General features: G+C 40.7%; 23 protein-coding genes and 3 pseudogenes. 18 read left to right on the top strand and 8 right to left on the bottom strand.

Annotated elements, in window-relative coordinates; genetic code table 11:
- Positions 1–573 (bottom strand): annotated as a pseudogene (gene manA, locus AAC853_RS09725) (mannose-6-phosphate isomerase, class I); the annotation flags it as partial.
- Between the two features lie 172 nt (positions 574–745).
- Here manA and fumC point away from each other — a divergent pair.
- A complete protein-coding gene (gene fumC, locus AAC853_RS09720) occupies positions 746–2140 on the top strand; it encodes a class II fumarate hydratase (RefSeq protein WP_338882339.1) in 1395 nt (464 codons plus the stop codon).
- Positions 2141–2209: 69 nt separating this feature from the next.
- On the opposite strand, the gene tus is transcribed toward fumC, so the two are convergent.
- The gene (gene tus / locus AAC853_RS09715) at positions 2210–3136 is read right to left on the bottom strand and encodes a DNA replication terminus site-binding protein (RefSeq protein WP_340614435.1); all 927 of its coding nucleotides are present in this window, start codon (positions 3134–3136) and stop codon (positions 2210–2212) included.
- Positions 3137–3354: 218 nt separating this feature from the next.
- Here tus and AAC853_RS09710 point away from each other — a divergent pair, with 218 nt between their 5' ends.
- Entirely contained in the window at positions 3355–3987 is a 633-nt protein-coding gene (locus AAC853_RS09710; protein ID WP_338882336.1) for a helix-turn-helix domain-containing protein, read from the top strand.
- Positions 3988–4106: 119 nt separating this feature from the next.
- On the opposite strand, the gene AAC853_RS09705 is transcribed toward AAC853_RS09710, so the two are convergent.
- Positions 4107–5312, bottom strand: a complete 1206-nt coding sequence (locus AAC853_RS09705; RefSeq protein ID WP_340614446.1) for an MFS transporter — start codon at positions 5310–5312, stop codon at positions 4107–4109.
- 196 nt (positions 5313–5508) lie between these two features.
- On the opposite strand from AAC853_RS09705, the gene AAC853_RS09700 reads away from it, so the two are divergent.
- The 3 genes from AAC853_RS09700 to bioD all read left to right on the top strand — a co-directional run bounded on the left by AAC853_RS09700 (position 5509) and on the right by bioD (position 8558).
- Positions 5509–6432: a LysR family transcriptional regulator gene (locus AAC853_RS09700; RefSeq protein ID WP_340614434.1), complete on the top strand. Its 924-nt coding sequence runs from the start codon at positions 5509–5511 to the stop codon at positions 6430–6432.
- Positions 6433–6561: 129 nt separating this feature from the next.
- Positions 6562–7761, top strand: coding sequence for a sugar metabolism global transcriptional regulator Mlc (gene mlc / locus AAC853_RS09695; RefSeq protein ID WP_340614433.1), 1200 nt, complete (start codon positions 6562–6564; stop codon positions 7759–7761).
- 128 nt (positions 7762–7889) lie between these two features.
- On the top strand, positions 7890–8558 hold the full coding sequence (bioD, locus tag AAC853_RS09690) for a dethiobiotin synthase (RefSeq protein WP_340614432.1): 669 nt from the start codon (positions 7890–7892) through the stop codon (positions 8556–8558).
- Between the two features lie 184 nt (positions 8559–8742).
- Here bioD and AAC853_RS09685 read toward each other — a convergent pair whose 3' ends face one another.
- The 4 genes from AAC853_RS09685 to AAC853_RS09670 form a co-directional block, all read right to left on the bottom strand.
- Positions 8743–9069, bottom strand: coding sequence for a DUF1161 domain-containing protein (locus AAC853_RS09685; RefSeq protein WP_340614431.1), 327 nt, complete (start codon positions 9067–9069; stop codon positions 8743–8745).
- 33 nt (positions 9070–9102) lie between these two features.
- Entirely contained in the window at positions 9103–9459 is a 357-nt protein-coding gene (locus tag AAC853_RS09680; protein WP_338882329.1) for a DUF1283 family protein, read from the bottom strand.
- A 71-nt stretch (positions 9460–9530) separates the two neighbouring features.
- Positions 9531–10277: a bifunctional NADP-dependent 3-hydroxy acid dehydrogenase/3-hydroxypropionate dehydrogenase YdfG gene (gene ydfG / locus AAC853_RS09675; protein ID WP_340614429.1), complete on the bottom strand. Its 747-nt coding sequence runs from the start codon at positions 10275–10277 to the stop codon at positions 9531–9533.
- Positions 10278–10383: 106 nt separating this feature from the next.
- Positions 10384–12087, bottom strand: a complete 1704-nt coding sequence (locus AAC853_RS09670; RefSeq protein WP_340614428.1) for an ABC transporter ATP-binding protein — start codon at positions 12085–12087, stop codon at positions 10384–10386.
- Positions 12088–13117: 1030 nt separating this feature from the next.
- On the opposite strand from AAC853_RS09670, the gene AAC853_RS09665 reads away from it, so the two are divergent.
- The 11 genes from AAC853_RS09665 to AAC853_RS09615 all read left to right on the top strand — a co-directional run bounded on the left by AAC853_RS09665 (position 13118) and on the right by AAC853_RS09615 (position 23358).
- Positions 13118–14548: a gamma-aminobutyraldehyde dehydrogenase gene (locus tag AAC853_RS09665; protein ID WP_340614427.1), complete on the top strand. Its 1431-nt coding sequence runs from the start codon at positions 13118–13120 to the stop codon at positions 14546–14548.
- A 16-nt stretch (positions 14549–14564) separates the two neighbouring features.
- Positions 14565–15338, top strand: coding sequence for a nuclear transport factor 2 family protein (locus tag AAC853_RS09660; protein WP_340614426.1), 774 nt, complete (start codon positions 14565–14567; stop codon positions 15336–15338).
- Between the two features lie 35 nt (positions 15339–15373).
- Positions 15374–16129 carry a FadR/GntR family transcriptional regulator gene (locus AAC853_RS09655; RefSeq protein ID WP_338882322.1) on the top strand — a complete coding sequence of 252 codons (756 nt, stop codon included), beginning with the start codon at positions 15374–15376 and terminating at the stop codon, positions 16127–16129.
- Positions 16130–16162: 33 nt separating this feature from the next.
- A complete protein-coding gene (locus AAC853_RS09650) occupies positions 16163–16906 on the top strand; it encodes a cache domain-containing protein (RefSeq protein ID WP_338882321.1) in 744 nt (247 codons plus the stop codon).
- 36 nt (positions 16907–16942) lie between these two features.
- On the top strand, positions 16943–18220 hold the full coding sequence (locus tag AAC853_RS09645) for a 4-aminobutyrate--2-oxoglutarate transaminase (RefSeq protein ID WP_338882320.1): 1278 nt from the start codon (positions 16943–16945) through the stop codon (positions 18218–18220).
- Positions 18221–18300: 80 nt separating this feature from the next.
- Complete coding sequence (locus AAC853_RS09640; RefSeq protein WP_338882318.1) at positions 18301–18693, top strand: DUF805 domain-containing protein; 393 nt, start codon at positions 18301–18303, stop codon at positions 18691–18693.
- 51 nt (positions 18694–18744) lie between these two features.
- Entirely contained in the window at positions 18745–20280 is a 1536-nt protein-coding gene (locus AAC853_RS09635; RefSeq protein ID WP_340614425.1) for an NAD(P)/FAD-dependent oxidoreductase, read from the top strand.
- 465 nt (positions 20281–20745) lie between these two features.
- The gene (locus AAC853_RS09630) at positions 20746–21093 is read left to right on the top strand and encodes an ASCH domain-containing protein (RefSeq protein ID WP_338882314.1); all 348 of its coding nucleotides are present in this window, start codon (positions 20746–20748) and stop codon (positions 21091–21093) included.
- A gap of 204 nt (positions 21094–21297) precedes the next feature.
- On the top strand, positions 21298–21585 hold the full coding sequence (locus AAC853_RS09625; RefSeq protein WP_340614424.1) for a glutathione binding-like protein: 288 nt from the start codon (positions 21298–21300) through the stop codon (positions 21583–21585).
- A 207-nt stretch (positions 21586–21792) separates the two neighbouring features.
- Positions 21793–22596, top strand: a complete 804-nt coding sequence (locus tag AAC853_RS09620; protein ID WP_340614423.1) for a helix-turn-helix transcriptional regulator — start codon at positions 21793–21795, stop codon at positions 22594–22596.
- 42 nt (positions 22597–22638) lie between these two features.
- Entirely contained in the window at positions 22639–23358 is a 720-nt protein-coding gene (locus AAC853_RS09615) for a transglutaminase-like domain-containing protein (RefSeq protein WP_340614422.1), read from the top strand.
- Between the two features lie 117 nt (positions 23359–23475).
- Here the strand turns inward: AAC853_RS09615 and AAC853_RS09610 are convergent, their stop codons facing one another.
- Positions 23476–24579 carry an alkene reductase gene (locus AAC853_RS09610; RefSeq protein ID WP_340614421.1) on the bottom strand — a complete coding sequence of 368 codons (1104 nt, stop codon included), beginning with the start codon at positions 24577–24579 and terminating at the stop codon, positions 23476–23478.
- Between the two features lie 84 nt (positions 24580–24663).
- Here AAC853_RS09610 and AAC853_RS09605 point away from each other — a divergent pair.
- Together AAC853_RS09605 and AAC853_RS09600 are read left to right on the top strand one after the other, a co-directional pair.
- Positions 24664–25224: pseudogene (locus AAC853_RS09605) on the top strand (GrpB family protein); the annotation flags it as partial.
- A 78-nt stretch (positions 25225–25302) separates the two neighbouring features.
- A pseudogene (locus AAC853_RS09600) lies at positions 25303–26097 on the top strand (DMT family transporter); the annotation flags it as partial.
- Positions 26098–26246: the final 149 nt, after the last annotated feature.

The following is a 26246-nucleotide window of genomic DNA, read 5'->3' as shown; positions in this document are numbered from 1 at the left end:
TGCATATTCAATAACTGTGAAAACAGAAACGACAGATTTTGTTCAGTCGGTTGTTGGAGGAATGTTCGAATCTCTGGATGTGCGGCAGAAACATCATCCAATAATTGCACGATTTCACTTAAGGGCCTAAAAGCGTTCATGGCCTTGAACGGTGTCAGGGCATATACCAATTCGGGTTTATGGTTATCGTCTTTATAATTGCGTTGTGCTGAGTCTAACGGTATCCCTTGTGCATTTTCTTTGGCAAAACCCATTTCTGCTGATGCCTTATCAGGATGCACTTGAATAGACAGAGGCTGAGCTGCACATAATACTTTGAACAAAAAAGGCAAACGTTGGAATTGTTGATGCTTTTTCTCCAAGGTATTTTTCTGGCTCTTTATCGATTAAGGTGTTTAAGGCAATGGTTTCACCCGTTTGAGGATCTGTTACCAGTGAACTACATTTTGGATGTGCCCCCATCCATAATTCTGCCATTGGCTGATTATCAGGATTCTCGATACCGTAAATATCCGTAAGAGCGGTTTTACTTCCCCAGTTATAGTGCTGTATTTTATTGACCATTTTCAGCATGGCAGAATTTCCTATAATAAAAAGTCACTTATTTATATGACAACAATACAATAAACACGGCTAGGTCGCATTATCGATAATGAATTTATGGCATGATAAAATAATGCCGGTTAATTTATCTGCGAAGTTTGTTCTGGCTTATTCAATTATTCTGTGTGCTAAGGAGATAGTAATGGCAGCCACTCGCATTGAAAAAGACTCAATGGGACCGATTGAAGTACCTGCTGACCAATTATGGGGAGCGCAGACTCAGCGCTCATTAGAGCATTTCCGTATTTCTCAGGAAAAAATGCCTGTTGCATTGATTCATGCCCTTGCATTGACTAAACAAGCTGCGGCCAGCGTTAATATGGATCTGGGTCTTCTGCCTCAAGAACGTGGCGAGGCAATTATCGCTGCGGCAACCGAGGTGTTGGAAGGCAAGCATCCGACAGAATTCCCTCTTGCTATCTGGCAGACTGGTTCGGGAACTCAAAGCAACATGAACATGAATGAAGTGTTGGCGAACCGTGGTAGTGAGATCCTTGGTGGTGAAAGAGGTAGCGAACGTCTGATTCACCCTAACGATGATGTTAACAAGAGTCAAAGCTCCAATGACGTTTTCCCAACTGCCATGCATGTTGCAGCAGTGACTGCATTACGCGAACATTTGTTACCGGAGTTAAAAGTGCTACAAAAAACTCTGGCAGATAAAGCGGAAGCATTTAAAGACATTGTAAAAATTGGTCGTACTCACTTACAAGATGCAACGCCATTGACATTAGGCCAGGAAATTTCTGGCTGGGCAGCCATGCTGGTGCATAACTTGAAACACATTGAAGATAGTATTCCTCATGTGTGTGAACTGGCATTGGGTGGTACTGCGGTAGGGACTGGTCTGAATACTCACCCTGAGTATGCTGTTCGTGTTGCGCAGAAAATTGCTGAATTATCTGGTCATCCTTTTATCACTTCGCCGAATAAATTCGAAGCCTTGGCAACTTGTGACGCGTTAGTTCACTCACACGGCGCATTGAAAGGCTTGGCTTCATCATTGATGAAGATCGCTAACGATGTTCGTTGGTTGGCTTCAGGCCCTCGTTGTGGTATTGGTGAAATTTCCATTCCTGAAAATGAGCCGGGCAGTTCCATCATGCCGGGTAAAGTAAATCCAACCCAGTGTGAAGCGATGACAATGCTATGTGCCCAGGTCATGGGTAATGATGTGGCGATCAATATTGGCGGTTCGTCTGGTAACTTTGAATTGAACGTATTCCGTCCCATGGTTATTCATAATTTCCTACAATCTGTTCGTTTGCTGGCGGATGGTATGCGTAGTTTCAATGAGCATTGTGCTGTTGGTATTGAACCTAACCGTGAACGCATAACCCAGTTGCTGAATGAATCACTGATGTTGGTAACTGCGTTGAATACCCATATTGGCTACGATAAAGCGGCTGAAATTGCTAAAAAAGCACATAAAGAAGGCCTGACATTGAAACAGTCGGCACTCCAGTTAGGGTATTTAACTGAGGCTGAATTTGATGCGTGGGTTCGTCCTGAAGATATGGTTGGTAGCATGAAATAATTGCTTATCATATAAGCAAAAACGCAAAAACGCAAAAACCGGAGAATACTGACTCCGGTTTTTTATACCTTAAATTTCTTTGTAGAGATGTAGGCGGGGGATTACTAATTCGAGTGGTTTTGCTTTAGGTTTATGTTTATGTTTAATTGTATTGATATTGTAATTGGGTAAGTTGCCGATTTTTGGCTCGGCTTCACTATCTTCTGTGTAAAAAACAATTAAAGGAACTGGGCAAGCATATTGAACTTGCTTTTGTATTTCTGAATACCATACACGGGTAATAGGCTGCACTTTTACTGGTCGTTTTATTTTCAATACCACATCATCGGATAATTTTTTAATATCTGTTATCTCTAATGCCACTAATGCTGCCCATTGATCACTGGAATAGGGTGGGACTACTCTCCCTGCATTATAGCTTTTCTCTAATCTTTCCAAAACTTGTTGCTTGGTGACTTTATTAATGATGTTCTTATTGGCCCACCCAAAATTAATGGAGTCAGGATTCAATAGGGGCGTGATAGTACGATAGGCATTCAGGGTAATGAGGCCGCGTAGATGATCATGAACAAATTCAAAACGTTGTTCTTTGCTGACACCTGATTCTTTGGTAACGATGTTTTCCAACTCTATTTTTAATTGGTTTACTTCATTAATGATTGCTGTTGCTTCTCGATATTGCTGGTGGTTGACAGTAAAACATAATGCACCTGGCAGTCGGCTTGCAGCTTTACTGCTGACATTAGGATTGTTGTGGTGTATGAATAGCTTCTGATAGAAGCATAAACCTACACTGAGCGCTTCATTTCCCTGTAGCGGATTGACTATGATTTCCGTTATCTGTTCATGTTCTTTACCTTTTTCTATTTTTGGTAATTCAAATACCCGTGCATCAATAAGTTGATAAGTCATTAACAACTTAACCAGTTCAGATAGTTTTTCTTCTTGTTTTTTAAAGCAAGTTGTAAGTGATTCTACTGAAATATATTTCTTCATAATTATTCTCAAAGACGAATCTTTATTTAGTTACAACATTCTTTTATGTTAATCAAAACTACAAAAACATCTACAAAATCCCCCCAAAAAGTCAACTAAAAAAGAAATCGCCTATTGCGAAATAATTTAACATTGTGATAAAAAATTAATAACACATCAATTGAAAATCAGCTAATTATCTGATTGATAGAGTGGGTCATACACCAAGGTCGTTAAATATGAAAAGATTAGTTAAACCATTGAATTCTTTTAAAAAGGTTATGGATGCATTATTACCGTACTCTGAATTAATCACGACCGATTTATCAACACAAGGAAAAATAATTAAAATAGAGAGTGAGTTTGCTAAGTTTTTTTTATTAGAGCAAGGGTATGTCAATATCCGAAGAATTAACGATAACTTAATCATTGCTACGCTTTTTTCACCCTATGTCATAGGATTATCTTTCTATTCTGGAGCAGAAATCTATTATTCCATTGAGTTAGGAGGAAATTGCAAAATGTATAAGATTCCTCGAATTAGTGCGTTGAATGCGATAAAAAAACATGATCTCAATAGAGAGTGGATGAGGATAATTTCCTATAAAATATCTTTCTTGTATGCAAGAGATATTAGCCTTTTCCGTCATGGAAATAAGGAGGTTGTGTGTAGCCTATTATCTCGCCTGATGATCCTACCAGAAGAATTCAGAGAAAATATTACGGCAATTAAATTTATAGAACAAAGATGTACACTTTCACGCAGTTGTATACAGCGAGTATTACTCTCGCTAAAAAAAGAAGGATGCATTGAAATTATTGATGGGTATTTAACAAAAGTTTTAATGTTACCGACTGAATCCTATTATTAAAAATAAGCTATCGTAGGCATCAGATATACAATGAATAACTCAGATTATTTTGGACGTATTGATTGAGTAAGCCGACATTTATTATTGTAAATCAATATGATGTCGGCTTTTTTGTTTTATTATTTTGCTAATTTATTGAGTTTTAAGCCTAAATAAAAAGCCATCATTGTTAGTAATGAAATAAATATGGCAACGCCGTTCCATGCAAAATGGAGCCAGAATACTCCACCTAATGTTCCTGCAATGCTGGAACCAGAGTAATAACAGAATAAATAGAGCGATGAGGCTTGCGCTTTTGCTCGTTTGGCTCTCTGTCCTACCCATCCACTAGCAACTGCATGAGCGGCAAAGAAGCCTGTTGTTAGTATCATCACACCTAACATTACTGCCCAGATAGGGGAAAATAAGGTGATTATACAACCAATTAGCATCATACTAATAGCGGCTAATAATACTTTTCCTCTCCCATATTTGCTTGTTAGTCCTCCAGCTTTAGTTGCACTGTAGGTTCCTGTTAAGTAGACAATAGATAACAAACCAACAATAGTCTGGCTTAAATGATAAGGTGTTTCTAATAATCGATAACCAATGTAATTAAACATGGTGACAAAACTTCCCATAATCAAAAAAGCCTCGGCAAATAGCAAGGGAAGACCTTGATCACGGAAGTGTAGTTTCAAATTGATGAGTAATGATTTAGGTTTTAATGAGCTGGATTTGAAGTGCCTAGATTCTGGTAACATTTTCCAAAATACAATGGCGGAGACTAAGGCAAATACACCTAATAAGATAACAGCGATTCGCCATGAATGGTGATCAGCGATCACACCAGTAATCAAACGCCCACTCATGCCTCCTATTGAATTACCACTAATATAAAGCCCGATAGACAAAGCCACATAACTAGGATGGATCTCTTCACTTAAATAAGTCATCGCAACAGCGGCAACGCCACTTAATGATAAACCCACGAGTGCACGCATAACCAAAATCCCGTGCCAACTTGTTGCGACAGAACTTAAAAGAGTAAAAATGGCAGCGGCAATAAGTGATATTACCATGACATATTTACGGCCAAGTGCATCGGATAGAGGACCTGTTATCAATAGACCGAGGGATAACATTCCGGTGGAAAGGGATAAAGCTAAGCTACTATTAGCCGGCGAAATGTTAAATTCATCTGATAAAATCGGCAAAATAGGTTGAACAAAATAGAGCAATGCAAATGTTGCCAACCCAACGGTAAAGAACGAAAGAGTAACTCGCAAGTACACAGCATCTTCACGTTGAATGTAGAGCTGTTTACTTTTGTATCCTTGATTGATCGTGTCATCTCTTTCAACGCCAGAGACTGCTGATTTTCCACTGACGCTTTGGACTGTGTTCACGCTACTTCCTTATCTATGTTAAAACAAACGATAACGACTTGATGTAGATCAAGAATAGAAATTCATAAATATTTTGTCTAATATATTAATTATTGAAAATGATATATTATAAATATCAATTAGGTGATAGATAATGACGGCTAATATTGAACTTAGACATTTGCGTTACTTTATTGCTGTGGCGGAAGAGTTACATTTTGGACGTGCAGCAGAACGATTGAATATTTCACAACCCCCATTAAGTCAGCAGATCCAGGCGCTGGAAGCCCATATAAATGCCAAATTACTCGTACGTAATAACAGAAATGTCAATTTAACCCCTGCCGGACATATGTTTCTTCAGGAAGCATATCAAATCATTTCCCAAGTTGATGCCGCAGCAACCAAAGCAGCCAGAATGCAGCAAGGGGAATTAGGGGAGATATCTATTGGCTTTACATCTACCACACCTTTTATGCAAAAAGTAACCCTGAGCTTACGTCAATTCCGAGAACGCTATCCTGATGTCGCCATTCATATGCATCAAATGAATACTAAACAGCAAATAGCGCCTTTGCAGACAGGCCGAATCGATATAGGGATTATGCGTAATACAACATTACCCGATAACTTGGAACATCAGTTACTCTTCCGCGAGCGTTTTATGTTGGCCGTACATGATGATCATCCTCTGCTGAAATATGCCAATGAAGGTGTGGATTTGGAGATGATATCTGATTACCCACTGGTGTTTTTTGAACGTGATGTAGGGACAGCATTGTATGATGAAATTATTTCCTTATTGGCTAATGTGGGAGTGGTTCCGACGATTTCTCAGGAAGCGGGGGAAGCAATGACGATATTAGGATTAGTTGCCGCGGGATTAGGGGTAAGCATTATTACTGAGTCATTTACTCGAATGAAACTGGATGGTGTTCAATACCTGCCTTTGGCAAACAATTCTGCTTACTCCGAAGTTTGGTTGGTTAAGCGCAGAAATTGCGATAACAGCGCTGCGGCAGATCGGTTAACTCATCTTCTAATTTCAAACATTGTGAATGGGTCTAATGTTCATTAAAAGTAATAATCACGATAAGTTCGTGTGAAAGATCACATTTCTACTTTAAACGGATATCTTCTCATTTAAACAGAGACATAATCGTCATTATTAATTTTTTAGCCGCGTAAATTAAATGCAGGAGGCGAGGTGAGTGTTGATGTTCAACCAAGTCATGTTGACCAAATCAGACAAACCAACATTGGGTTGGTTTATCGGTTGATTGATCAATATGGGCCTATCTCGCGTATTGCTCTTTCCAAAAAAGCCCAATTGGCACCAGCTAGTATTACTAAAATCACACGGGAACTCATTGATGCACATTTAGTGAAAGAAACTGAATTCCCCGGTCTCGGTTTTAGAGGACGCCCTGCTGTTGGGTTGAAAGTAGAGAGTGAAGGGTGGCAATTTTTATGTATTCGTATTGACGAAGGGCGTATTGTCATTGGGCTTCGTGACTTGAGCTGTAATCTCGTCGTTGAAAAGCAATTAGCATTCTCTGTGCCTCAAAATTGTTCTTTTTTAGATTGCATCGTCAATGAGATTGATAACTTCTTTTTGTATCAACAATCTACCCTAGAACTTTTAACCGCAATCAGTATTACTATCAATGCGATAGTCGATCCGATCAATGGAATTATCCATAGCTCACCATACTACGATATCCAAGATCTTCCTTTAGGAAAATTTTTACACCAACGCACAGGACTGCCAATTTTTTTGCAACATGGTATAGCCGCCTGGACAATTGCAGAATCTTTGTATGGAGCAGGGAAGAACTACCAAGATCTTATTCAACTTGTTATTGATGACAATGTTGGTGCAGGAATTATGACATCGGGGCAAATGCTCCACGCGGGAAATCATAGTGTTGTAGAAATTGGGCATATTCAAGTCGAACCCAATGGTGAACGTTGTTACTGTAACAATATAGGCTGTCTTGAAACGGTAGTCGGTATCAAAAAAGTTTTGCAAAAATTTCGTTCCCAGACGGAAAGCCAATCTGGTTCTTTGACGATTGATTCACTTTGTCAGGCAGCTATTGATGGAGATCCACGGGTAACAGAACTTGTTCATGATGTAGGGGAACGAATCGGACGCATCATGGCGATTATGGTGAATATCTTTAATCCCGAAAGGATCTTAATTGGTTCGCCGCTGAACCCCGCAAAACACATCTTATATCCTGCCATTCAACAACAGATAATACAGCGTTCACTTCCTGGTTATAGCCAACAAGTTGATATTGTGACTACCCAATTTGACAATACAGGTACACTTCCTGCGGCAGCCTTAATTAAGCAAGCGTTGTATAACGGTGAATTACTTCTTGAACTCATGCAAGGATAACATCCATCACGCAAAACATTGAGCTAACGCAATCCCTATCCCGAACACATCCCCTACACTCCTTGCTTGTTAAAAGAGTAAGTAACTGATCAATCTGCTCTGTTATTATGGAAAACGGAAATGAATTTATGTTAACACGCTTATTTGTTACAGGCACGGATACCAACATCGGTAAAACAGTTGTTACCCGCGCATTATTGCAAGTCTTTAATCGTGAAGGAACAACTGCAATAGGATATAAACCTATTGCGATAGAAAAACATGAAACTCCGGAGGGAATGCGTAATCGTGATGCCTTAATCATACATAAATCTTCACCGATACAAGCGGATTATGAAGAAATCAACCCTGTCATTTGGGAAAATAATTATGAAAAAGAAAATCGCGCTGATTTTACTCAAATGACAAAAAGTCTAAGAAATTTAGGCTATAAGGCAGATCGTGTCATCATTGAAGGTAACGGTGGTTGGCGTATGTTGCTGGACGATGAAACGTTTTATTTTGATTGGGTTGTGCAAGAAAAACTGCCCGTTATTTTGGTAGTTGGTATTCAGGCAGGTTGTGTTAACCACGCTATTCTCACTGCGCAATCCATCATGAATGATGGTGTACCCCTGATTGGTTGGGTCGCTAATCGCATCAATCCAGGACTAGCACACTACGCCAAGGTGCTGGAAAGGTTACGGCGTCACATACCAGCTCCACAGTTGGGGGAAATACCTTATCTTTTAAGGCCAGAAGAACGTGACTTATCTTGCTATCTGGATGTTTCTGCGATATTAGCGTTTGATAATTGATTAAAAAGAGAATAAAAATCCCTAAAAACAAGTTGCTACCACCTCTGTTACTTTAAAATCTAAAGGCTAATAAGGCAGAGCCAAAACCTGTTGCTGGTCACTTTCACTTCACAAGGGGTGATTTTCAGTTATGAATAAAAAGGGAGCAAATTATGCTCCCTTTTCCAAAAGTCAGAAAAAACGTTTACTCTTGGCTTTTTTTGTCACTTGGCGTTTTGGTTGGAATTGTGCCAGCCGCGTCAGTGTGAGAAAGACGGATATAAACTATTTTTTGTTTACCGCGATCACAATGACCAACTACTTTCCCACTTGTAGCATTGTTTTCAGTAACTTGATCACTAGGGACTAAGTCAAGTCTAAAATCCGTTTTTGAAACACCATTTTGGCTAATTTTCTGCGCAATTTCTTCTTTCAGGCTTTCACATGTTAACTTTTGTGAAACTTGAGCTTGCACTGCAAAAGGAGAAAGCACAAAAAACAAAGCTCCAGTCAGTAGGATCTTTTTCACCATCATCTCCTTATTTTGATGTCGGTATTGATTTTATTAAGGTTTAATCTGGTGACCTGTATTGATATCCAGACAACGTTTTGTGCTCGGTTCCCAATACGCATTAATATTGGTACTTTTCAAACAAGCTTCACGATTATCAGCTTCCATTTCATACTTATCAAACTCTTTCTCTTTACGCTTGTCTACTTTCTGGCGCAACCTTCTTTGTTCATTCCATTCTTCTTTGCTTTGACGAGTCATTTCTTTGCTCAAGGAAGTTTCTTCACCATTGATGGTGACACATGTGCTTTCTGACGTACATGGCGTGGAAAACGCAGGGGTTAGCCAGAAAAAGGAAAACACCAGAACAATAGCAGACAGACTTTTAACAATTAAAGAACGAATGTTCATGTTGGAACCTCTTTCATAGTGTTATTTACTATGATTATAAGATTAGGCCATTTAACGTAACACCAAAACTATTAGTCCCTATATACGCTTAAACCAGCGAATGACTGACAAACTGGCATCATTTCCAATATATTAATATTGACGTGAGAAGGTAGGTTAGCAACCCAAAATACCGCTTCTGCAACATCGTCTGCTGTCAGTGCATCAGTACCGGCATAAGTTTTATCGACTTTTTCCTGATTGCCTTTAAAACGAACATGAGAAAATTCAGTTCCTCCAACCAGACCTGGTTCAATATCGGTGACTCGAATATTCTTTCCATGCAAGTCAGCCCTCAACCCTAAACTAAATTGTTTAACAAAGGCTTTAGTAGCACCATATACGTTACCGCCTGCATAGGGCCAATTTGCTGCGGTGGAACCAATATTAATAATATGGCCACGATTGGCTTGTACCATATTAGGCAACAAAGCCCGCGTCATGTTCACTAATCCTTTAGTATTAGTATCAATCATTGTTTCCCAGTCATCAGAGTTAGCTTGGTGAGCAGGTTCTAACCCTAACGCAAGCCCTGCGTTATTCACAAGAACGTCTATATTACGTAAGTTATCTGGTAGTTGTTGAATAGTTTGCTCGATTGCAGTGCGATCTCTCACATCAAGTTGGATAGGGTGAAAGTTTTCGCCCAATTCTTTTTTCAACTTCTCCAATCTGTCCTCACGTCGTCCCGTTGCAATGACGATGGAACCATGTTTAAGAAATTTTCTTGCAATTGCTTCACCAAAACCAGAAGTTGCACCTGTTACAAAAACAATCATAACTATCCTCTTATCTGTGAATAACTATCGTAATGCTCGTATTAATAGAAAAAGTCGTTTTTCATTAGTCAAAGTTAAATAGCCCGCAAAATGCGGGCTTAAAAAGTCAGTAATCAGTTTTCTCTTGCTTGCCTATATATTCCTGTAAAGAGCCATCAAATGCAATTTTTCCTTTGTCGATTCGGATAACTCGCTCAGCCAATTTAAATATACGTGGATCATGGCTTATCATGAGTACTGTTTTACCACGAACGATATTGTCCAATGATTCTGCAAAGCTATTTATTTTACTGTTGTCCAGATAGGTAGTCGGTTCATCAAATAGCAGTATTTCTGGCGTCTTGAGGTACAAACGTGCTAATCCAATAACCTGCCTTTCACCGCCTGATAAGGAAGAGCCTTTTTCGTCAATGTATGAATCCAGACCATCTTTCAATTTGCCCAACAGTTCATTACCACCCGCTTTAATCAATGCAGAAATCATCTCTTCCCTGGTTGATTCTGTATTAGCAATGTGCAGATTATCGTATAACGTGCCTTTTATAATCTGAGTCTGTTGTGACATCACTCCAAATTTTTGTAACCAACGCTGAGAATCGGGGTTATCCAGAACTTCGCCAAAAATTGAGACATAGCCTTCGTTTAATGGTGTTAAGCCAGTCACAATGTCGAATATTGTACTTTTGCCTTGACCATTATCGCCAACAATAAGAACTCGTTCTCCTTTTTGTATAGAGATATCCATATCTCTGAATAAAGTTTCTCTGTCGTTATAGGAGAATTTCTTAATGTTGATATCAATAGCATGAGTTCTACAATTGCCCATTGGTTGGCTTTGTTTGCGATTGTTTGGTTGGTATGTTGCCAACAATTCGAAAACCCTATCCAACAACGACTTGAGTGAAGCAAACTTATTTAAATGAAGACTGTATCTCTTAATGGAATCAGACATTAATTGCTCATAGGTAAATGCAGCAACAAAATTACCGGGGTTGATCGTCCCATCCATTAATAGTAAACCCCCATACCAAAGTACGGCAATTGTCGATGCTAACTGTGCAAAAAAGCCAAGAGGAATAGATAAGGACATGAACAGCCCTGTGATCCTCTCAACATTTTTCACTTTAGTATTAGCATCATTAATTCTCTTTTTCTCCGACTCTTCAGAATTGAAAATCTTGACAGATTTGATCCAAGAAAGAGATTCTTGGATCACACCAGTTAATCGTGAGTTATAAATTTGCAGAATTCTTTCATAAACAGCCACTCGGTTAGTAATTGGTTTGCTGATTAAAGTAGTCAAACAAACTATCATAAATGCCAAAATAGCCAATTTAATATCAATCAAGGCCATGGCAATAAATGGCCCGATTATTGATAGCGTATCATAGAGAAATTCGCTATATAGATCTCTAACTCTATCCGATACAAGATAAGTATCGTTTTTTATTCTGAATGCCAGATTCGCTGAATGAAATTTTCTGTTGATATGATAAGGAAAAGAGAGGAAAGAATCGACTAACGATTTTCTCATATTATAACTTAACTCTGATGCATTAATTGTTTGCATCCAAATAATAATGGCGTGGCTGATAACAATCAATAATGATACTGCAATTAGAGACATAATTAATTCATTAAATGAGAAGAAAAGAATTAACTTATCCTTTAATAGAGTATTGACTAATTCCTGGACTAAAAATGGAAATAAAACCTCCGCTAAAGCGGCTACTACCGTGAAAACAATAGCTAACACCAACGCTGTTTTTTGTTTATGTATAAAAGAATAAAGGAATAGAATGTATTTCATATACTGATCGCTGTTAAGTTATCAATCTAACAATTTATAAGAATATCTATTTAAATGTATAACCATGCAGGAAAGCAGGATGCCGCTCTTCATATATTCAGATAAATTGAAAAGTTTTGGCGTTAATGCCAATTTAGAGCAAATTTTTCCAGCTCATGGTTTTTGTTCATTTCATAGATATACTCCTACGTACCTGCTTTCAGATTATTAATATTGGATGAATAGAGGAGCTAATAAAAACACTGGCACTTTCAGATCAGGAATGATATTGGGTGAATTCTTTAACATTTTAAAACCTCAACTTTAGTTGATATTGTTTATATACCAATCTAACTTCAAGATGCATGTGATTTCTCCCCGCGAGGCGGGGAGAAATCAGGTTTCATATCGTGTTGTCAATTGCAACTTGAAGTTTAATGCGTATAGAGAGTTATCGTTGATTCTAATTAATTTAGTCATACCACCAGCGACATGCTCCTTCAATAATTGGTATATTGTTGGTTTCGTTTGTTAATAAACACAATTCCACCTAATTTATCTGGGATGGTCTATATACTAATCGCCTTTCAAGATACGTCTTATATCTCCCCGCGTAGCGGGGAGATATAAGCAATCACATTGATTTTCAAGCTGCAACTTGCAGTTGGATTGGTATATAACTAATTAAATATAAGTCTATATAATATAAATTATGGGTAGTAAGGTAGTATATTATATATATCTGTCAGTGACATATGTCACAAATGTATAAAATAATAAAAACATGACATGTTTTATCGAGTTTATGCCAATCTAGAACCAAGAAATTATCCTCTTAAGAATTAATAAAGTTCGCAAGTATATTAAATCTTCGATCCCCCTCACAGATTTGAATATTTTTTCTGATGAAAACATTAAAAGTTACATTTATGTATATAAATTATCTACTTTTTTACATTTTTGATACAAATTTGACTAAAATGCAACCGATAAATATATTAAATCATAGTTTATATTTTATACTTTCAATCCATAAGGAGAGGAGTCAATTATGCCGATACCAACACTCAAGCACTTCATTAATGGTCAATATATTGAGTCTAAAGGTTCCGAATATTTTGATCTGGTAAGCCCGGTCACAGGTGAATCATATGCGCGTTCTCCCAACGCAACTACAGCGGATGTTGATAATGCTTATTCATCGGCTAAAGAGGCATTTAAAATATGGGGACGCAGCACACCCTCAGCACGTCAGCAGGCGTTGTTGGCGCTGGCTGACACGATAGAAAAAAACGCTGAACGTCTGATTGAATTGCAAAGTCGTAATACAGGACAGCTCAAGCACTTGATTGCTTCCGAAGAGGTTGCAACATCTGTGGATCATATTCGCTTCTTCGCCGGTGCAGCTCGTTTTTTGGAAGGTAGAGCTACAGCTGAATATCTCCCTGATATGACTACCAGTATTCGACGTGAACCACTAGGTGTAGTGGGACAGGTTACCCCATGGAACTATCCATTGATGATGGCGGTGTGGAAGATAGCGCCTGCACTTGCGGCAGGTAATACTGTCGTGCTTAAACCAAGTGATACTACACCGGAAAGTACGTTGTTACTGGCTGAACTGTCCGCACCGTTTTTCCCTGCCGGCGCTTTCAACGTGGTATTAGGTAATGCAAGCGCTGGCACTCTGGTCGTTTCACACAAAATGCCTGCTATGGTTTCTATCACTGGTTCCACTCGGGCAGGTTCTCAGGTTGCTTCGTCGGCGGCAACTAATCTCACCAAGGCACATCTGGAACTCGGTGGTAAAGCACCGGTGGTCGTTTTTTCTGATGCGGATATCGACAAAGCAGTAGAGACCATCGCTACTGCGGGGTACTTTAACGCTGGCCAAGACTGCACGGCGGCTTCACGTGTACTGGTGCATGAATCTGTTCACGATATTTTCGTTACTAAATTAGTAGCGGCAGCTAAAGCTACCCGTTTTGGTGATCCAGAAGATAAAGAGGCGCTGTATGGGCCGCTTAATAATGTTCGCCAGCTGGAGCAGGTCAAAGGATTTATTGCACGTCTGCCCGCTCATGCCCGTATTGAAACAGGGGGGCGTCAAGCCAATCGTTCAGGATATTATTTTGAACCTACAGTGATTACTGGTCTGGAGCAATATGATGAAGTGGTTCAAACCGAGATTTTTGGTCCTGTTATCACAGTACAAAAGTTCCTGACAGAACAGGAAGCTATTGAGAAAGCTAATGATGTGAAATACGGATTGGCTTCCAGTGTCTGGACCCGCGATCATGGCCGCGCGTTACGCCTGTCCCGCGAGCTTGATTTTGGAACAGTCTGGATTAACACCCATATTCCCCTTACAGCAGAGGCACCACATGGTGGATTCAAAAACTCAGGATATGGTAAGGACTTGTCAGCTTATGGTTTCGAAGAATATACACGTATTAAACACGTAATGAGTTCCAACGATTAATACAAGGGCACCCATAATGAATCAAAATATATCTTCGCGCGACTTGGTATCACGTGCGCACCACGAGCTGTTTACTGACCGTGATATGGGGGCACTTGAACGTTATTTTGCACCGAATTTCATTGAACATTCTCCACTAATCAAAGACGGCCTTATCGGACTACGTGAGTTAGTCCAGTCACATCCTGAACTGCACCATGAATCATTTCGCGTACTACAGGACGGTGATCTGGTTGCTATCCACGGCCGTTTTACGGGATTAGACGATCAACCACTGGTCGGTTTCGATCTGTACCGAGTTACCGATGGCTTAATCGTGGAGCACTGGGACGGCTTAGTACCACAGTCCGCGCCTAATGCCAGCGGCCGAACACAGTTAGATGGTCCTACTGAAACGGGACATAGCCATGACAAGAAGAAGAATCGCGAACTAGTGGTTAATTTTTTCACCCGAACCTTGATCGAAGAACACTATGACGAATTCGGAAATTACACCAATGGTGAACTGTTTCGCCAGCACAGTCCCGATATTTCTGATGGCACGGCTGCAGTTATTGCGTTTCTTAAGCAACTTAAAGATGAAGGGCAAGGTCTTCATTATACAAAAATTCACCGTACAGTAGCTGACGGTCAGTTTGTTCTAACTCACTCAGAGGGGAGCATTGCCGGAGCACGCCATAGCTATTTCGAACTATGGCGTGTCGAGAATGGCAAAATTGCTGAGCTTTGGGATGCTATCGCACCGGTACCAGAGGATGCACAAGCACTGCATCACCACGGCATTTTTTAGTTTTATCCCGCATTATTTCAATCAGGAATTAGAGAATGACGGCATATTCTATCGTCTATGCACCGCTAGATCAGGCTACCAGAACCGAACAGGTTGTGGAACGTTTAAGTAACGCGATCATCTCCGGGATATTACAGACCGATGAGCAGTTACCTAACGAAAACGAGTTATCGCGGTTGTTGGGTGTATCACCGGTAACTGTTCGTGATGCCCTGAACACGCTGCGAGCTAGGCAGTTGATCGATACTCGGCGCGGACGTCATGGCGGTAGTTTTGTGTGCCAGGTTTCCGTTGAGACAATGCAGAAATATCACCCGTTGCGGCTTATGGCTTCAGGCGAACTGGCGGATTTTAGCGAGTTTCACTGTGCAGTGATTGGCCATAGCGCGAGACTTGCGGCTCAGCGTTCAATGCCAGGTGAACTAATAAGGCTTGGGCAACTGATTGACAGCTTTGTGGCCGCGACGCAGCCAGATACCCGAATACAGACAGATATGCGCTGTCTGCTAACTCTGGCATCTCAGGCTCAGTCGGCTAGGCTTGCTAATCAGGAGTTGGAGATTCAGGCCGAATGGACGCCTTTACTGGTGCTTTTGTACAGGGAAGATGCCATTCATAGCGAGGTTGCCGCCGCCTGGCGTACACTCTTAGCCGCTCTGTATAAGGGAGATGATCTTGCCTGTTACCAACTGGCACAGAAGATGATTACTCGAATTACTGACCACCTGCTTGAATGCAAATTACGTATGGATACTGATGCGTCATTCTTGCAGAGATTTGATCGAGAGTAATGCGATTGTATTCATCTCAGGAAAGGAGGACATATGTATAACAACATACACATAGAGCGCGCCAGGGGTATCTTGAACGATATCCTAGTCGCAGCGCAGCAAGCCACTGCAACTTTAGCAGATAAGACAACCCGTGTTTTATTAGAGTTGCCGCTATATCGTACGGAAGGTGTTCGCTTGGAGCAGAAGCAACGCAGCGCATTGCAAAAACATATTCATGATGTACTTCGTAACAATATCTGGTGTAACGGGGCGGGATTTGCCAGTTATGCAGTAACAAAGGCGGTTGGAAAGGAAAACGACGATTACTGGACGCTGGAGTGGTGGCGTCAGGAAGGAAATACTATTCAGTATGCGCAGCTGGAGAATAATCAGGAACAGCGTAGGCGTTTGGATTTCCGATTGTTTGAATGGTTCCGGCAACCTGCCAGTCGTCATCTTCCCGTTATCGACGGTCCTTATGTGGATTATGTCTGTAATGGTGCCTACACGATTACGGTAGCCCATCCGGTACTTATTGGAGAAAAATTTGCCGGTGTGGCAGCAGTAGATATTCTCGTCTCGACGTTGGATCGGTTACTTCTGCCGATTCTGAGTGCTATCGGTAAGCCAGCATTAATTATTAATGACGATGCGCGTGTCGTAACTTCAACAGTACCAGGAGTCCGTTCAGGTTCGCTATTGAAGAACCAAGACATTAGCCAGTCGACCGATGGTGAAATACCCTCACTGCGTTTGGTGATCCTACCTGAATCACCCAAGGCATTTATCTGCTAAAGCCCACTTGTTCAGATTGCTTAGGAGATTTTATTTATGACTGAATCTATGTTAGCTAAAAGGCGTAATGCGGCTATCGCAAAAGGCGTAGGAGTAACCACACAAGTCTATGTTGAACGCGCAGAAAATGCTGAGATTTGGGATTCCCAAGGACAACGCTATATTGATTTTGCCGCCGGTATTGCTGTAGTAAATACTGGCCATCGTCACCCGCGCGTCATTGCCGCAGCCAGAGAACAATTGGAGCAATTTACCCACACCTGTCATCAAGTAGTGCCTTATGAAAATTATGTAGCGCTAGCTGAACGACTGAACCGTCTGGTGCCGGGAAATTTTGCGAAAAAGACTGTCTTTGTGACTACTGGGGCTGAGGCAGTAGAAAATGCCGTGAAGATCGCACGTGCCGCTACCGGACGCAGTGGAGTATTGGCTTTCAGCGGGGCTTTTCATGGCCGTACCTTTCTCGGTATGTCATTAACTGGCAAAGTTACACCGTACAAAATGGGGTTTGGCCCACTGGTTAGTGACGTTTACCGTATCCCGTTTCCGGTAGGACTGCACGGTATCAGCGTAGAACAGACACTAAATGCACTGGATAATCTCTTCAAAACCGATATTGAGCCTACGCGCATCGCTGCCATTATCATCGAACCAGTACAGGGAGAAGGTGGTTTCTATCCTGCACCTCCCGAACTGCTCAAATCCTTACGCGAAATTGCGGATCACTACGGTATCTTACTCATTGCCGATGAGATTCAGACGGGTTTCGCACGTACGGGTAAACTGTTTGCTATGGAACATCATGAGGTTGTGGCCGACTTGACCACGATGGCGAAAGGGCTGGCAGGGGGATTTCCACTGGCGGCTGTAACGGGGCGATCAGAGCTGATGGATGCTGTCGTACCTGGTGGTTTGGGAGGAACCTATGGAGGTAACCCGGTAGCGATTGCAGCTAGTCATGCGGTTCTGGATGTGATCGAAGAAGAAAAGCTGGCTGAGCGTGCTACACAACTGGGGGAGCAGCTAAAAAAATGTCTGCATGAACTACAGCCGCGTGTTCCGCAGATAGCTGATGTGCGCGGACTTGGGCTGATGATTGCGGTGGAATTTAACCGTACGAACAGTCAGGAGCCCGATGCTGGCTTCACCAACGCAGTGCGTCAGAAAGCGCTAGAGCGTGGCCTAATTCTATTGACGTGTGGTGTACATGGCAACGTTATCCGCTTCCTTCCACCATTGACCATACAAAATGAAGTTTTTGATGAGGCGCTCAACATTCTGAAATCTGTATTGCTCGATCTCACTGAACTATAAAGAGGAAAAGTAATATGGGTTATTCTGCCGCTTAAACAGAGACAAATAAGGGATATATGCTCGTAGCGGCAGGGGAGGACATGTACTGGAGGGCAACAATGCACTGGTATTTAAATGTGTTAAAGAATTATACCTGTTTCCGAGGGCAAGCTCAGCGTAAGGAGTTCTGGTATTTCTTTCTATTTCAGATCCTCGCTATTCTCATTATTTCTTTCTTGGAAAGACTGTTTGCGGTTGCCAACCCCGAAATTTATATGGGGTGGTTCAGTTTTATCTATCTACTGATGACCTTTTTGCCGGCACTGGCGGTGAATGCTCGCCGTCTACATGATATCAACTGTAGCACCTGGTGGTTACTGTTACATCTTATTCCGTTTGTCGGCACTGTTATTTTATTGATTCTCGCTTCTTTGAAAGGGCAGTCTTGTAGCAATAAATATAGTTCAAATACTAGGATTCACTCACAGGCATAAGGAAATCCACCGTCTGCTAGCGGTAATTTCCGGTCATAAAGGAGTGCTGAAATGGCAATGAACAGAAGAGATTTTATCTCTACTGCCGCGACCTTTGCAGGGGCAGGAGTACTTTCATCCATATTTCCCGTTACATCTCTGCTCGCACGGACTTTAACTGCGATTGATGATCCGGCCATCAATATTAACCAACTCCGGCCGGCTCTGTTGCAAGATGCACAGTACAGAACCAGCCGATTGGGGTTAGATCCCCGCATATGGAACTGGCATAGAAACGTGGCTGAAAACCCAGCTAACTACTATGAAGCCTCCTTGGCCAATTGGCCGGCTTTTGGGAACCTTTTCAGAGACCAAAGCTGCGAAGTTGTAGTTATTGGCGGCGGGTTGTTGGGGGCTTCTACTGCGCTGCATCTTGCTGAAGCGGGTGTAGATGTAATTTTGGTTGAAAAAGATCACATTGGTTCAGGAGCTTCTGGTCGTAATGGAGGGCAGATGACCCCTGGCATTGCTCGCTGGGCGGCTGAAAACATACAGGAAAAATTTTCACCAGATGAGGCTAAGCGTTTATGGCGCTTTGCATCAATTGAAGCGATGGATCTTGTGGATGAACTCCGCGAACGTTACGGTTTTGAGTGTGACCGCAAATATGGTCACATCACTGCAGCGATACATCCAGGTCATATGGGGCCATTGGTAGCTAATGCTGATGCCAGGCGCCAACTGGGAGATAGGGCAGTAAAGGTTATTGGGCCACATGAATTGCAGGAAGAGTATGTGCGTTCGAGTATCTACTATGGTGCCAATATCGATAGCATCGGTGGACAGGTTCAGCCTCTGGCGTTGCTGCGAGGCCTAATTTATGGCTTTGTCGGACTGGGAGGGCAAGTGTATGACAATACAAAAGTAAAGGGCATTAGGCAAGACACCAACGACACGATCATAGAAACTGAATGGGGAATTATCAGAGCGAATAAAGCTGTGGTACTGGGGGTGCACGGCTCCACCGATGAGTTTATCTCAGGCTCCTCTACGACTGTGCCTTTTTTCACCTATGTGGCGGTAACTTCCCCGTTGCTGGTGGATATCAAAGAGCTTATTCCGTCAGATCTGCCGGTCTACGATACACAATTACAAATAGATTATTATCGCGCGGTGCGTGGTAACCGTCTGTTATTTGGTGGACAGGGTACAGGTAACTCCTGGTCACCGCGTGATGTGAACAACTACTTACTTGATCGTATCAGAACCGTGTTCCCACATTTGGAACAACCTGAACTGGAATATTCTTGGGGCGGTATCAGCGATCTGACCCTGAACGGTGCCACTGATGCCCGTAAAAGTAGTAACAGCATCCCTGTGTACATGGTGCATGGCTGGAGCGGACATGGGGTAGCACAAACGGTACGCATTGGCAAAGCCATCAGCGATGATCTCATTGGACACAACCACGATTTTACTATGCTAACCTGCATTGATCACATGAAGATTCCGTTAGGTTCCTATCTCTCTCCGATGGCTATCCCATTAATTAAAGGCGCTCTGGGGGTAATAAGCACTCTTAATCCAGCAGATATAGTTTCATTTTGAGTAGTGGTTTCCATAGCTAGGAGGCTACAAAAAACGCAAGTGCCTCCTGGTTTACCGGTGTAGCACCAATATTCGCTACTTAAGCGATGGGTCTATTGCTACAAATGTATAGCCGAATTCAAGATCTGTTGGCTTGAGTTCGAATTCAGTGCCAAGAGTTTTCCATTCCTGATATATCAAATCGACATCGTTGCGGGAAACATCAGACTGGCATATTTCAAACCCACCAAAATACAGAGAATTCCTCATAGGTTTCCAAAGGCTCAGATTTTAATATTTTTCTATAAAACTCAGTACCTAGGGAAACATTATCGACATAGATAATTAAGCTATTTGGTTTAAACATGCTGTCAAGGCTAAGTAGAAATGTCCACCTGTTAGCAAAGTTGAAGTTTCCTAATTTATACATGTATTATAAATAATTACAGAAGGCTCTACGAAGAATAACATGAGAAAATCATACTGATGAAAGCCATATCTATAGTCGCACCAGCAGGTGAAAATATTGTGGCAGGAAAAAAGACGTTAGAAATAAGAAAATGGGCACCAAACTTTGATTGTAATGAAGACTTGTTGATTGTTGAGAACCAACATTATCTTTTAAAAGAGGGTGATGAGGAAATGGGGAAAGCTGTCGCAATCGTCAAAGTTAAAAATGTTAGGCCATTTGTTGAAAGTGATATTGATGCAGCTTGCGCATCGTATTACGAAGCGGGTTGGTTAGCTTGGGAGCTAACGGATGTCAGAGCTATTGAAAAACCAATAAAAATGATAGCAAAACGCAAGATTTATGAGGTTGAGCTGAGAGCCTAACGATCATAAACCAGCTTGAAGCCTTACTCATTACAACTACGTACATGTTGACAGTAAACATGTTATAGTTTCTATCTAATAGAATGTGATTAGTGATTTGTATACAACGCCAATTAAGAGGGTTTTTAGGGCAAACGAGATCGGGTACTCAGGGTCAAACCTCAGTACGTTTTTAAAAGGCACGTTTGTCAAGGCTAAGTTAAAATGTCCGCCCCTCAGCAGGATGTAGAAGCTATCAGATTGGCAATTGACCAATTTGAAAATAACTTAATGATTGCCGAAGGGATATTAACTACCAGAGATTACCTAGCGAGTGAATATTTTTCATTAGCTGACATCCAATTTGGACACGTATTATATCGTTATTATGATATTGATATAAAAAGAAAATCACTCCCATACATTGAGGCATATTATAAACGCCTTCTTAAGAGACCTGCTTATCGTGAGCATGTCGCTATTTCGTATGATGAACTCCGGCCAGCAACATAGTAGGACATTACAACTTTGCTATTACATCATTGATTCGCATAATGTATATTATGTTAAATAATGGAACTAATGACAAGATTATCGTCATCCACCCCTTACCTTATCCATACCAAGATAATAAAAAAACTGGTACAGATATTAAGTGAAAGATAGCATCTCGCCTGTCTACTCTGCTTAGGCAGTAACGGTGATGAAGAAATTGTCAGAATGGATAAGGGAGAAGAAATGCCAACCAATACAGTCACAGTCGTTGCGGAAAATCATTTGTCATTGCTAGGTGAAAGTATAAGTACATCTGCTCACCGCCATGCTTTCTTACATCTGATCATATCTCGAACTCATCAACCGATAACTATAAATATTGAAGAGAACTCTATTGTCAGTAAAGCCATATTAATCAATAGCAAAGTAATGCATACAATTTCTCTAGTTCGACAGCCATTTTGGTTAATATTAATTAATCACACTTCCTCACTAGCATACTGTTTACAGCACCAGTACCTACCAGAGAACAAATCTTTTTCTTGTTTTTCTAACTTCATTTCTGATGCATTATCTTTTAATGCAAGAAACCTTCAAAATGGAACACTAAATGTTTCGCATTATAATAGAAAATGGGAAAAACTACTTGCTATCTTAGCAATTAACCATTGTTATCTTCCCCATGATATCAGTGATCAACGTATTCAACAGGTGCTTACAACGATTTCTTTAGCAAATGAACTTCCTGTTCAACAAGATTCACTATTAGAAGATGTTTATTTATCTAAAAGCCGCTTATCACATCTTTTTACAGATATAACCGGCAGTAGTTTAAAAAACTATCTACTCTTTCAGCGTTTGATGCGCGCCCTTTGGCTGATTTCACAAGGCAATCGCATCACTGATGCTGCACTACAATGTGGATTCGACTCCCCTTCTCATTTATCTGCCACATGTCGAAAACTAATGGGAATAAAACCAAGTTTTGCCAAATATGTCAGCCAATTTTTGAAAGTTACGGAGGAATAAATTGCTTACATTGTTCTTTATTTACCCACTAGGAGAATAATGATGGATAGATATTTAGTAAAAACACATTTGCTAGATTTTGAGGCTGAGAACATCCAGCAATTAGTGGAATCACGCCATTGGTGGACTCTCTCTGAGAATGAAAAAGTCAAGTCCATTTATAATTTTGTCCGTGATGAAATTGAATTTGGCTTTAATGAAGATGATTCATTAACTGCGTCATCGATCTTACGATCTGGCTATGGACAATGTAACACAAAATCTATCTTATTTATGGCGCTGTTGCGCGCACTTCAAATACCTTGTCGTTTGCATGGCTTTACAATCGATAAAACCTTACAAAAAGGAATTATGAACGGAACGCTATACGAACGGATGCCTAAAGAAATTTCCCATACTTGGGTTGAGGCTTATATAGATGGACAATGGCATAACTTTGAAGGAGTTATTCTTGATTTGCCTTATTTGTCAGCATTACAAAAAAAATACGCTGATCATAATGGAGTTTTTATTGGTTACGGTGTGGCTATTGAAGAGTTACAAAGCCCACCGGTTGAATGGAACGGTGATAATGATACCTATATTCAGCGTGCAGGAATTACGCAAGATTTTGGCCTATTTGATGATCCTGATAGCTTTTTTGCAAAACATTCACAGAAACTCAGTGACGAAGATAAAGCCCTATTTGCTAATAAGTTACGCCATAAAATTAATAAGAACATTACCAAAATTCGGCAACAAAATTTTAGCGAATTAGAATGATTTTTCCATAAAAGACAGAAAAGTTTTCTGTCTTTTATACAATTTTTTTAGGGGTTAGGATTACCTTTTATTTACCATTGCTTTTTCTGAAATTATTCAGCTAAGCCGCCGATAAAATTAATAATTCGCCTTTAACCAGTCGGTATATCCTTTTGCTCCATTACCGTAATAAGCGTCATTATTGATATCAGTCAGTTCAATCCCGTAGCGTAAACGTTCCACCAAATCCGGATTAGATATAAACGGGCGCCCGAATGCAACTGCATCTACCTTACCTTCCGCACGACGGGAAATCGCCATTTCAAGGTCATAATTGTTGTTACCGATATAAGCCCCATCGAATAATGATCTTAGTTTATCCAAATCAACACCTTCAGGAATATCACGGCTTTTTCCTGTTGTTCCTTCAACAAAATGGAGATAAGCCAGTTTGAATTTATTGAGTTGCTGAATCAGATAGCCATAAGTTGACATCACATTACTATCAAGCGGAGTATCTCCTACTTCTGTTGTCACTGGAGACAATCTAATGCCAACCCGTCCACTCCCCCAAATATGGGTTACAGCTTCAACAATTTCGAGAATTAATCTAGCTCGGTTTTCAATTGAACCACCATACTGATCGGTGCGATGGTTAGTGGAATCACGCAGAAACTGTTCCAATAGATAATTATTAGCAGCATGAATTTCTACACCATCGAACCCTGCCCGTTTAGCACATTCCGCCGCATGTTTATATTGCTCTATAACATCAGGGATTTCGTTGGTTCTAAGTGCACGTGGAATGGACGCTTTCTCAACACCACGATGAGTATAAACGTTACCATCCGTTTTAATAACAGATGGTGCTACTGGTGCTTCTTTATTAGGTTGAAGATCAACATGTGAGAAACGACCAACATGCCACAATTGTATTACAATCTTTCCACCAGCAACGTGAATAGCATCGGTGATTTTTTTCCATCCTGTTACCTGATCTTCTGTCCAGATACCGGGGGTCATGGCATAGCCACGTCCCTGTGCTGAAATATTAGTTGCTTCTGAAATGATTAAACCGGCACTTACTCGCTGAGCATAATATGTAACATTAAGTTCGTTTGGGACACCCTCCTCATTCGTACGGCTACGTGTTAAAGGTGCCATAACAATGCGATTGGCAAGTTCAATTTCCCCTAATTTGGCAGGCGAGAAAAGATCGGTTCTAGTACTATTATAAGTCATAGTATTTCCTGTTTTTTATATTGATATAATGATTCGACCAATATACAAAATGATAACATTATGAAATTATGATTGGAGAAATATATGTCAGAATCATTGATTTCCCTAAAGCCACTTATTATGTCTTTCTGTGATGGGAATCCGAATGAAAACCCTTGGGTTGATGGTATTAATCAGATACAAGATCCTATTATTATCGTTCCCTACAATACAGAATGGAATACTATTTACAATGAAGAAAAAAACAAAATACAGAAACAATTTCAAGATAAAATTATTAGTATTGAACATATAGGTTCTACAGCTGTGCCTGGTTTATCTGCGAAACCTGTTATTGATATCGATTTAATCGTTGCTGATCCTACACAAGAAGCGGACTACATTCCTGCTCTAGAAAAATTAGGTTACCGATTAAGGGTAAGGGAACCTTCTTGGTATCAGCATAGAATGCTGAGGCTTGATTTACCGCGCGTAAATTTACATGTATTTGGTGAAAATTGCCCAGAACATATTCGACATCTTCTCTTTCGTAACTGGTTACGCAATTATGAATGTGATAGACAACAATATGAGATAGCGAAACTAGCAGCAATTGAAGGAGCAGAACATGTTATGAATTACAACGATAATAAGCATTTGGTGATTAAGAATATTTACGGAAAGATTTTTAATAACATAGATAGGTGCTTATCTGAACTAAATTATGGGAATAATGATCATGTTGCAACAAAATTAGCGGTTATGGATTTTGATCCTATTTTTTTAACGGTCGCTCGCGCATCCATTGCGGGTTTATTAGCAGTCATTCTTCTTTTCGTTTTTAAAGAAAAACGCCCCGAATTCAGTCAACTGTTTTCATTATTTATTGTTGCCGTAGGCGTTGTTGTTGGATTTCTACTCTTAACCGCATTAGCTCTTCAGTATGTCACTTCGGCACACTCAATTGTATTTCTTGGTTTATTACCTCTTACTACAGCCATTTTTGGTGTCTGGAGAGGTGGAGAACGCCCTCGCCCCGCTTTTTGGGTATTTTCTATTATTGGAAGTTTATTGGTGATCGGGTTTGCCTTTTTACAAGGCTTATCTGCTTCATTGATCGGAGATGTATTAATGCTTGCTGCTGTCCTTGTTTGTGGACTTGGCTATGCAGAAGGCGCAAAACTTTCTCGTATATTGGGAGGGTGGCAAGTCATCTGTTGGGCGTTACTTATATCATTACCAATAATGTTTATTCTGACATTTCTATTGATGCCAAACTCATTTGCGAATGTCAGTACTCCTGCATGGATTAGCCTTGTCTATGTATCCCTATTTAGTATGTTGATTGGTTTTATTTTTTGGTACCGTGGCTTAGCGCAAGGAGGCATTGCTGCTGTTGGCCAACTTCAATTACTACAACCTTTTTTTGGCCTCGCCCTATCCGCTAGTTTACTTGGTGAATCAGTAAGCCTATTGATGATAGTTGTCACTGTCGGGATAATTTTTTGTGTAGCTGGCTCACGCAAGTTTGCAAAGTAAAGGATCTATACTGTAGAGGATGTTGCCCCCTATTTTTCGAAAGCAAAAGAACTTGGTTTGAATATTATCGAACCGCCCCGAGATTTGCCTTACGGCCAGCGGCGTTTTTTGAATCCAATAACGGCTATTTCGGTAGTAATAACACCAAA

Source organism: Xenorhabdus thailandensis (assembly GCF_037996785.1).
Taxonomy (GTDB): Bacteria; Pseudomonadota; Gammaproteobacteria; order Enterobacterales; family Enterobacteriaceae; genus Xenorhabdus; species Xenorhabdus griffiniae.
The sequence above is the reverse complement of the archived record's forward strand: the minus strand, read 5'-3'. Positions and strand labels throughout refer to the sequence as shown.

What these genes read in the sequence shown, in the direction of transcription:
- AAC853_RS09635 (WP_340614425.1), top strand. Translation starts at nt 18,745, where the DNA reads ATGGCAATGAACAGAAGAGATTTTATCTCTACTGCCGCGACCTTTGCA.
- AAC853_RS09645 (WP_338882320.1), top strand. Translation starts at nt 16,943, where the DNA reads ATGACTGAATCTATGTTAGCTAAAAGGCGTAATGCGGCTATCGCAAAA.
- AAC853_RS09620 (WP_340614423.1), top strand. Translation starts at nt 21,793, where the DNA reads ATGGATAAGGGAGAAGAAATGCCAACCAATACAGTCACAGTCGTTGCG.
- AAC853_RS09655 (WP_338882322.1), top strand. Translation starts at nt 15,374, where the DNA reads ATGACGGCATATTCTATCGTCTATGCACCGCTAGATCAGGCTACCAGA.
- AAC853_RS09660 (WP_340614426.1), top strand. Translation starts at nt 14,565, where the DNA reads ATGAATCAAAATATATCTTCGCGCGACTTGGTATCACGTGCGCACCAC.
- AAC853_RS09680 (WP_338882329.1), bottom strand. Translation starts at nt 9,459, where the DNA reads ATGAACATTCGTTCTTTAATTGTTAAAAGTCTGTCTGCTATTGTTCTG.
- AAC853_RS09710 (WP_338882336.1), top strand. Translation starts at nt 3,355, where the DNA reads ATGAAAAGATTAGTTAAACCATTGAATTCTTTTAAAAAGGTTATGGAT.
- bioD (WP_340614432.1), top strand. Translation starts at nt 7,890, where the DNA reads ATGTTAACACGCTTATTTGTTACAGGCACGGATACCAACATCGGTAAA.
- AAC853_RS09670 (WP_340614428.1), bottom strand. Translation starts at nt 12,087, where the DNA reads ATGAAATACATTCTATTCCTTTATTCTTTTATACATAAACAAAAAACA.
- AAC853_RS09615 (WP_340614422.1), top strand. Translation starts at nt 22,639, where the DNA reads ATGGATAGATATTTAGTAAAAACACATTTGCTAGATTTTGAGGCTGAG.
- AAC853_RS09630 (WP_338882314.1), top strand. Translation starts at nt 20,746, where the DNA reads ATGAAAGCCATATCTATAGTCGCACCAGCAGGTGAAAATATTGTGGCA.
- AAC853_RS09640 (WP_338882318.1), top strand. Translation starts at nt 18,301, where the DNA reads ATGTACTGGAGGGCAACAATGCACTGGTATTTAAATGTGTTAAAGAAT.
- AAC853_RS09685 (WP_340614431.1), bottom strand. Translation starts at nt 9,069, where the DNA reads ATGGTGAAAAAGATCCTACTGACTGGAGCTTTGTTTTTTGTGCTTTCT.
- AAC853_RS09700 (WP_340614434.1), top strand. Translation starts at nt 5,509, where the DNA reads ATGACGGCTAATATTGAACTTAGACATTTGCGTTACTTTATTGCTGTG.
- AAC853_RS09610 (WP_340614421.1), bottom strand. Translation starts at nt 24,579, where the DNA reads ATGACTTATAATAGTACTAGAACCGATCTTTTCTCGCCTGCCAAATTA.
- AAC853_RS09625 (WP_340614424.1), top strand. Translation starts at nt 21,298, where the DNA reads ATGTCCGCCCCTCAGCAGGATGTAGAAGCTATCAGATTGGCAATTGAC.
- AAC853_RS09650 (WP_338882321.1), top strand. Translation starts at nt 16,163, where the DNA reads ATGTATAACAACATACACATAGAGCGCGCCAGGGGTATCTTGAACGAT.
- fumC (WP_338882339.1), top strand. Translation starts at nt 746, where the DNA reads ATGGCAGCCACTCGCATTGAAAAAGACTCAATGGGACCGATTGAAGTA.
- tus (WP_340614435.1), bottom strand. Translation starts at nt 3,136, where the DNA reads ATGAAGAAATATATTTCAGTAGAATCACTTACAACTTGCTTTAAAAAA.
- ydfG (WP_340614429.1), bottom strand. Translation starts at nt 10,277, where the DNA reads ATGATTGTTTTTGTAACAGGTGCAACTTCTGGTTTTGGTGAAGCAATT.
- AAC853_RS09665 (WP_340614427.1), top strand. Translation starts at nt 13,118, where the DNA reads ATGCCGATACCAACACTCAAGCACTTCATTAATGGTCAATATATTGAG.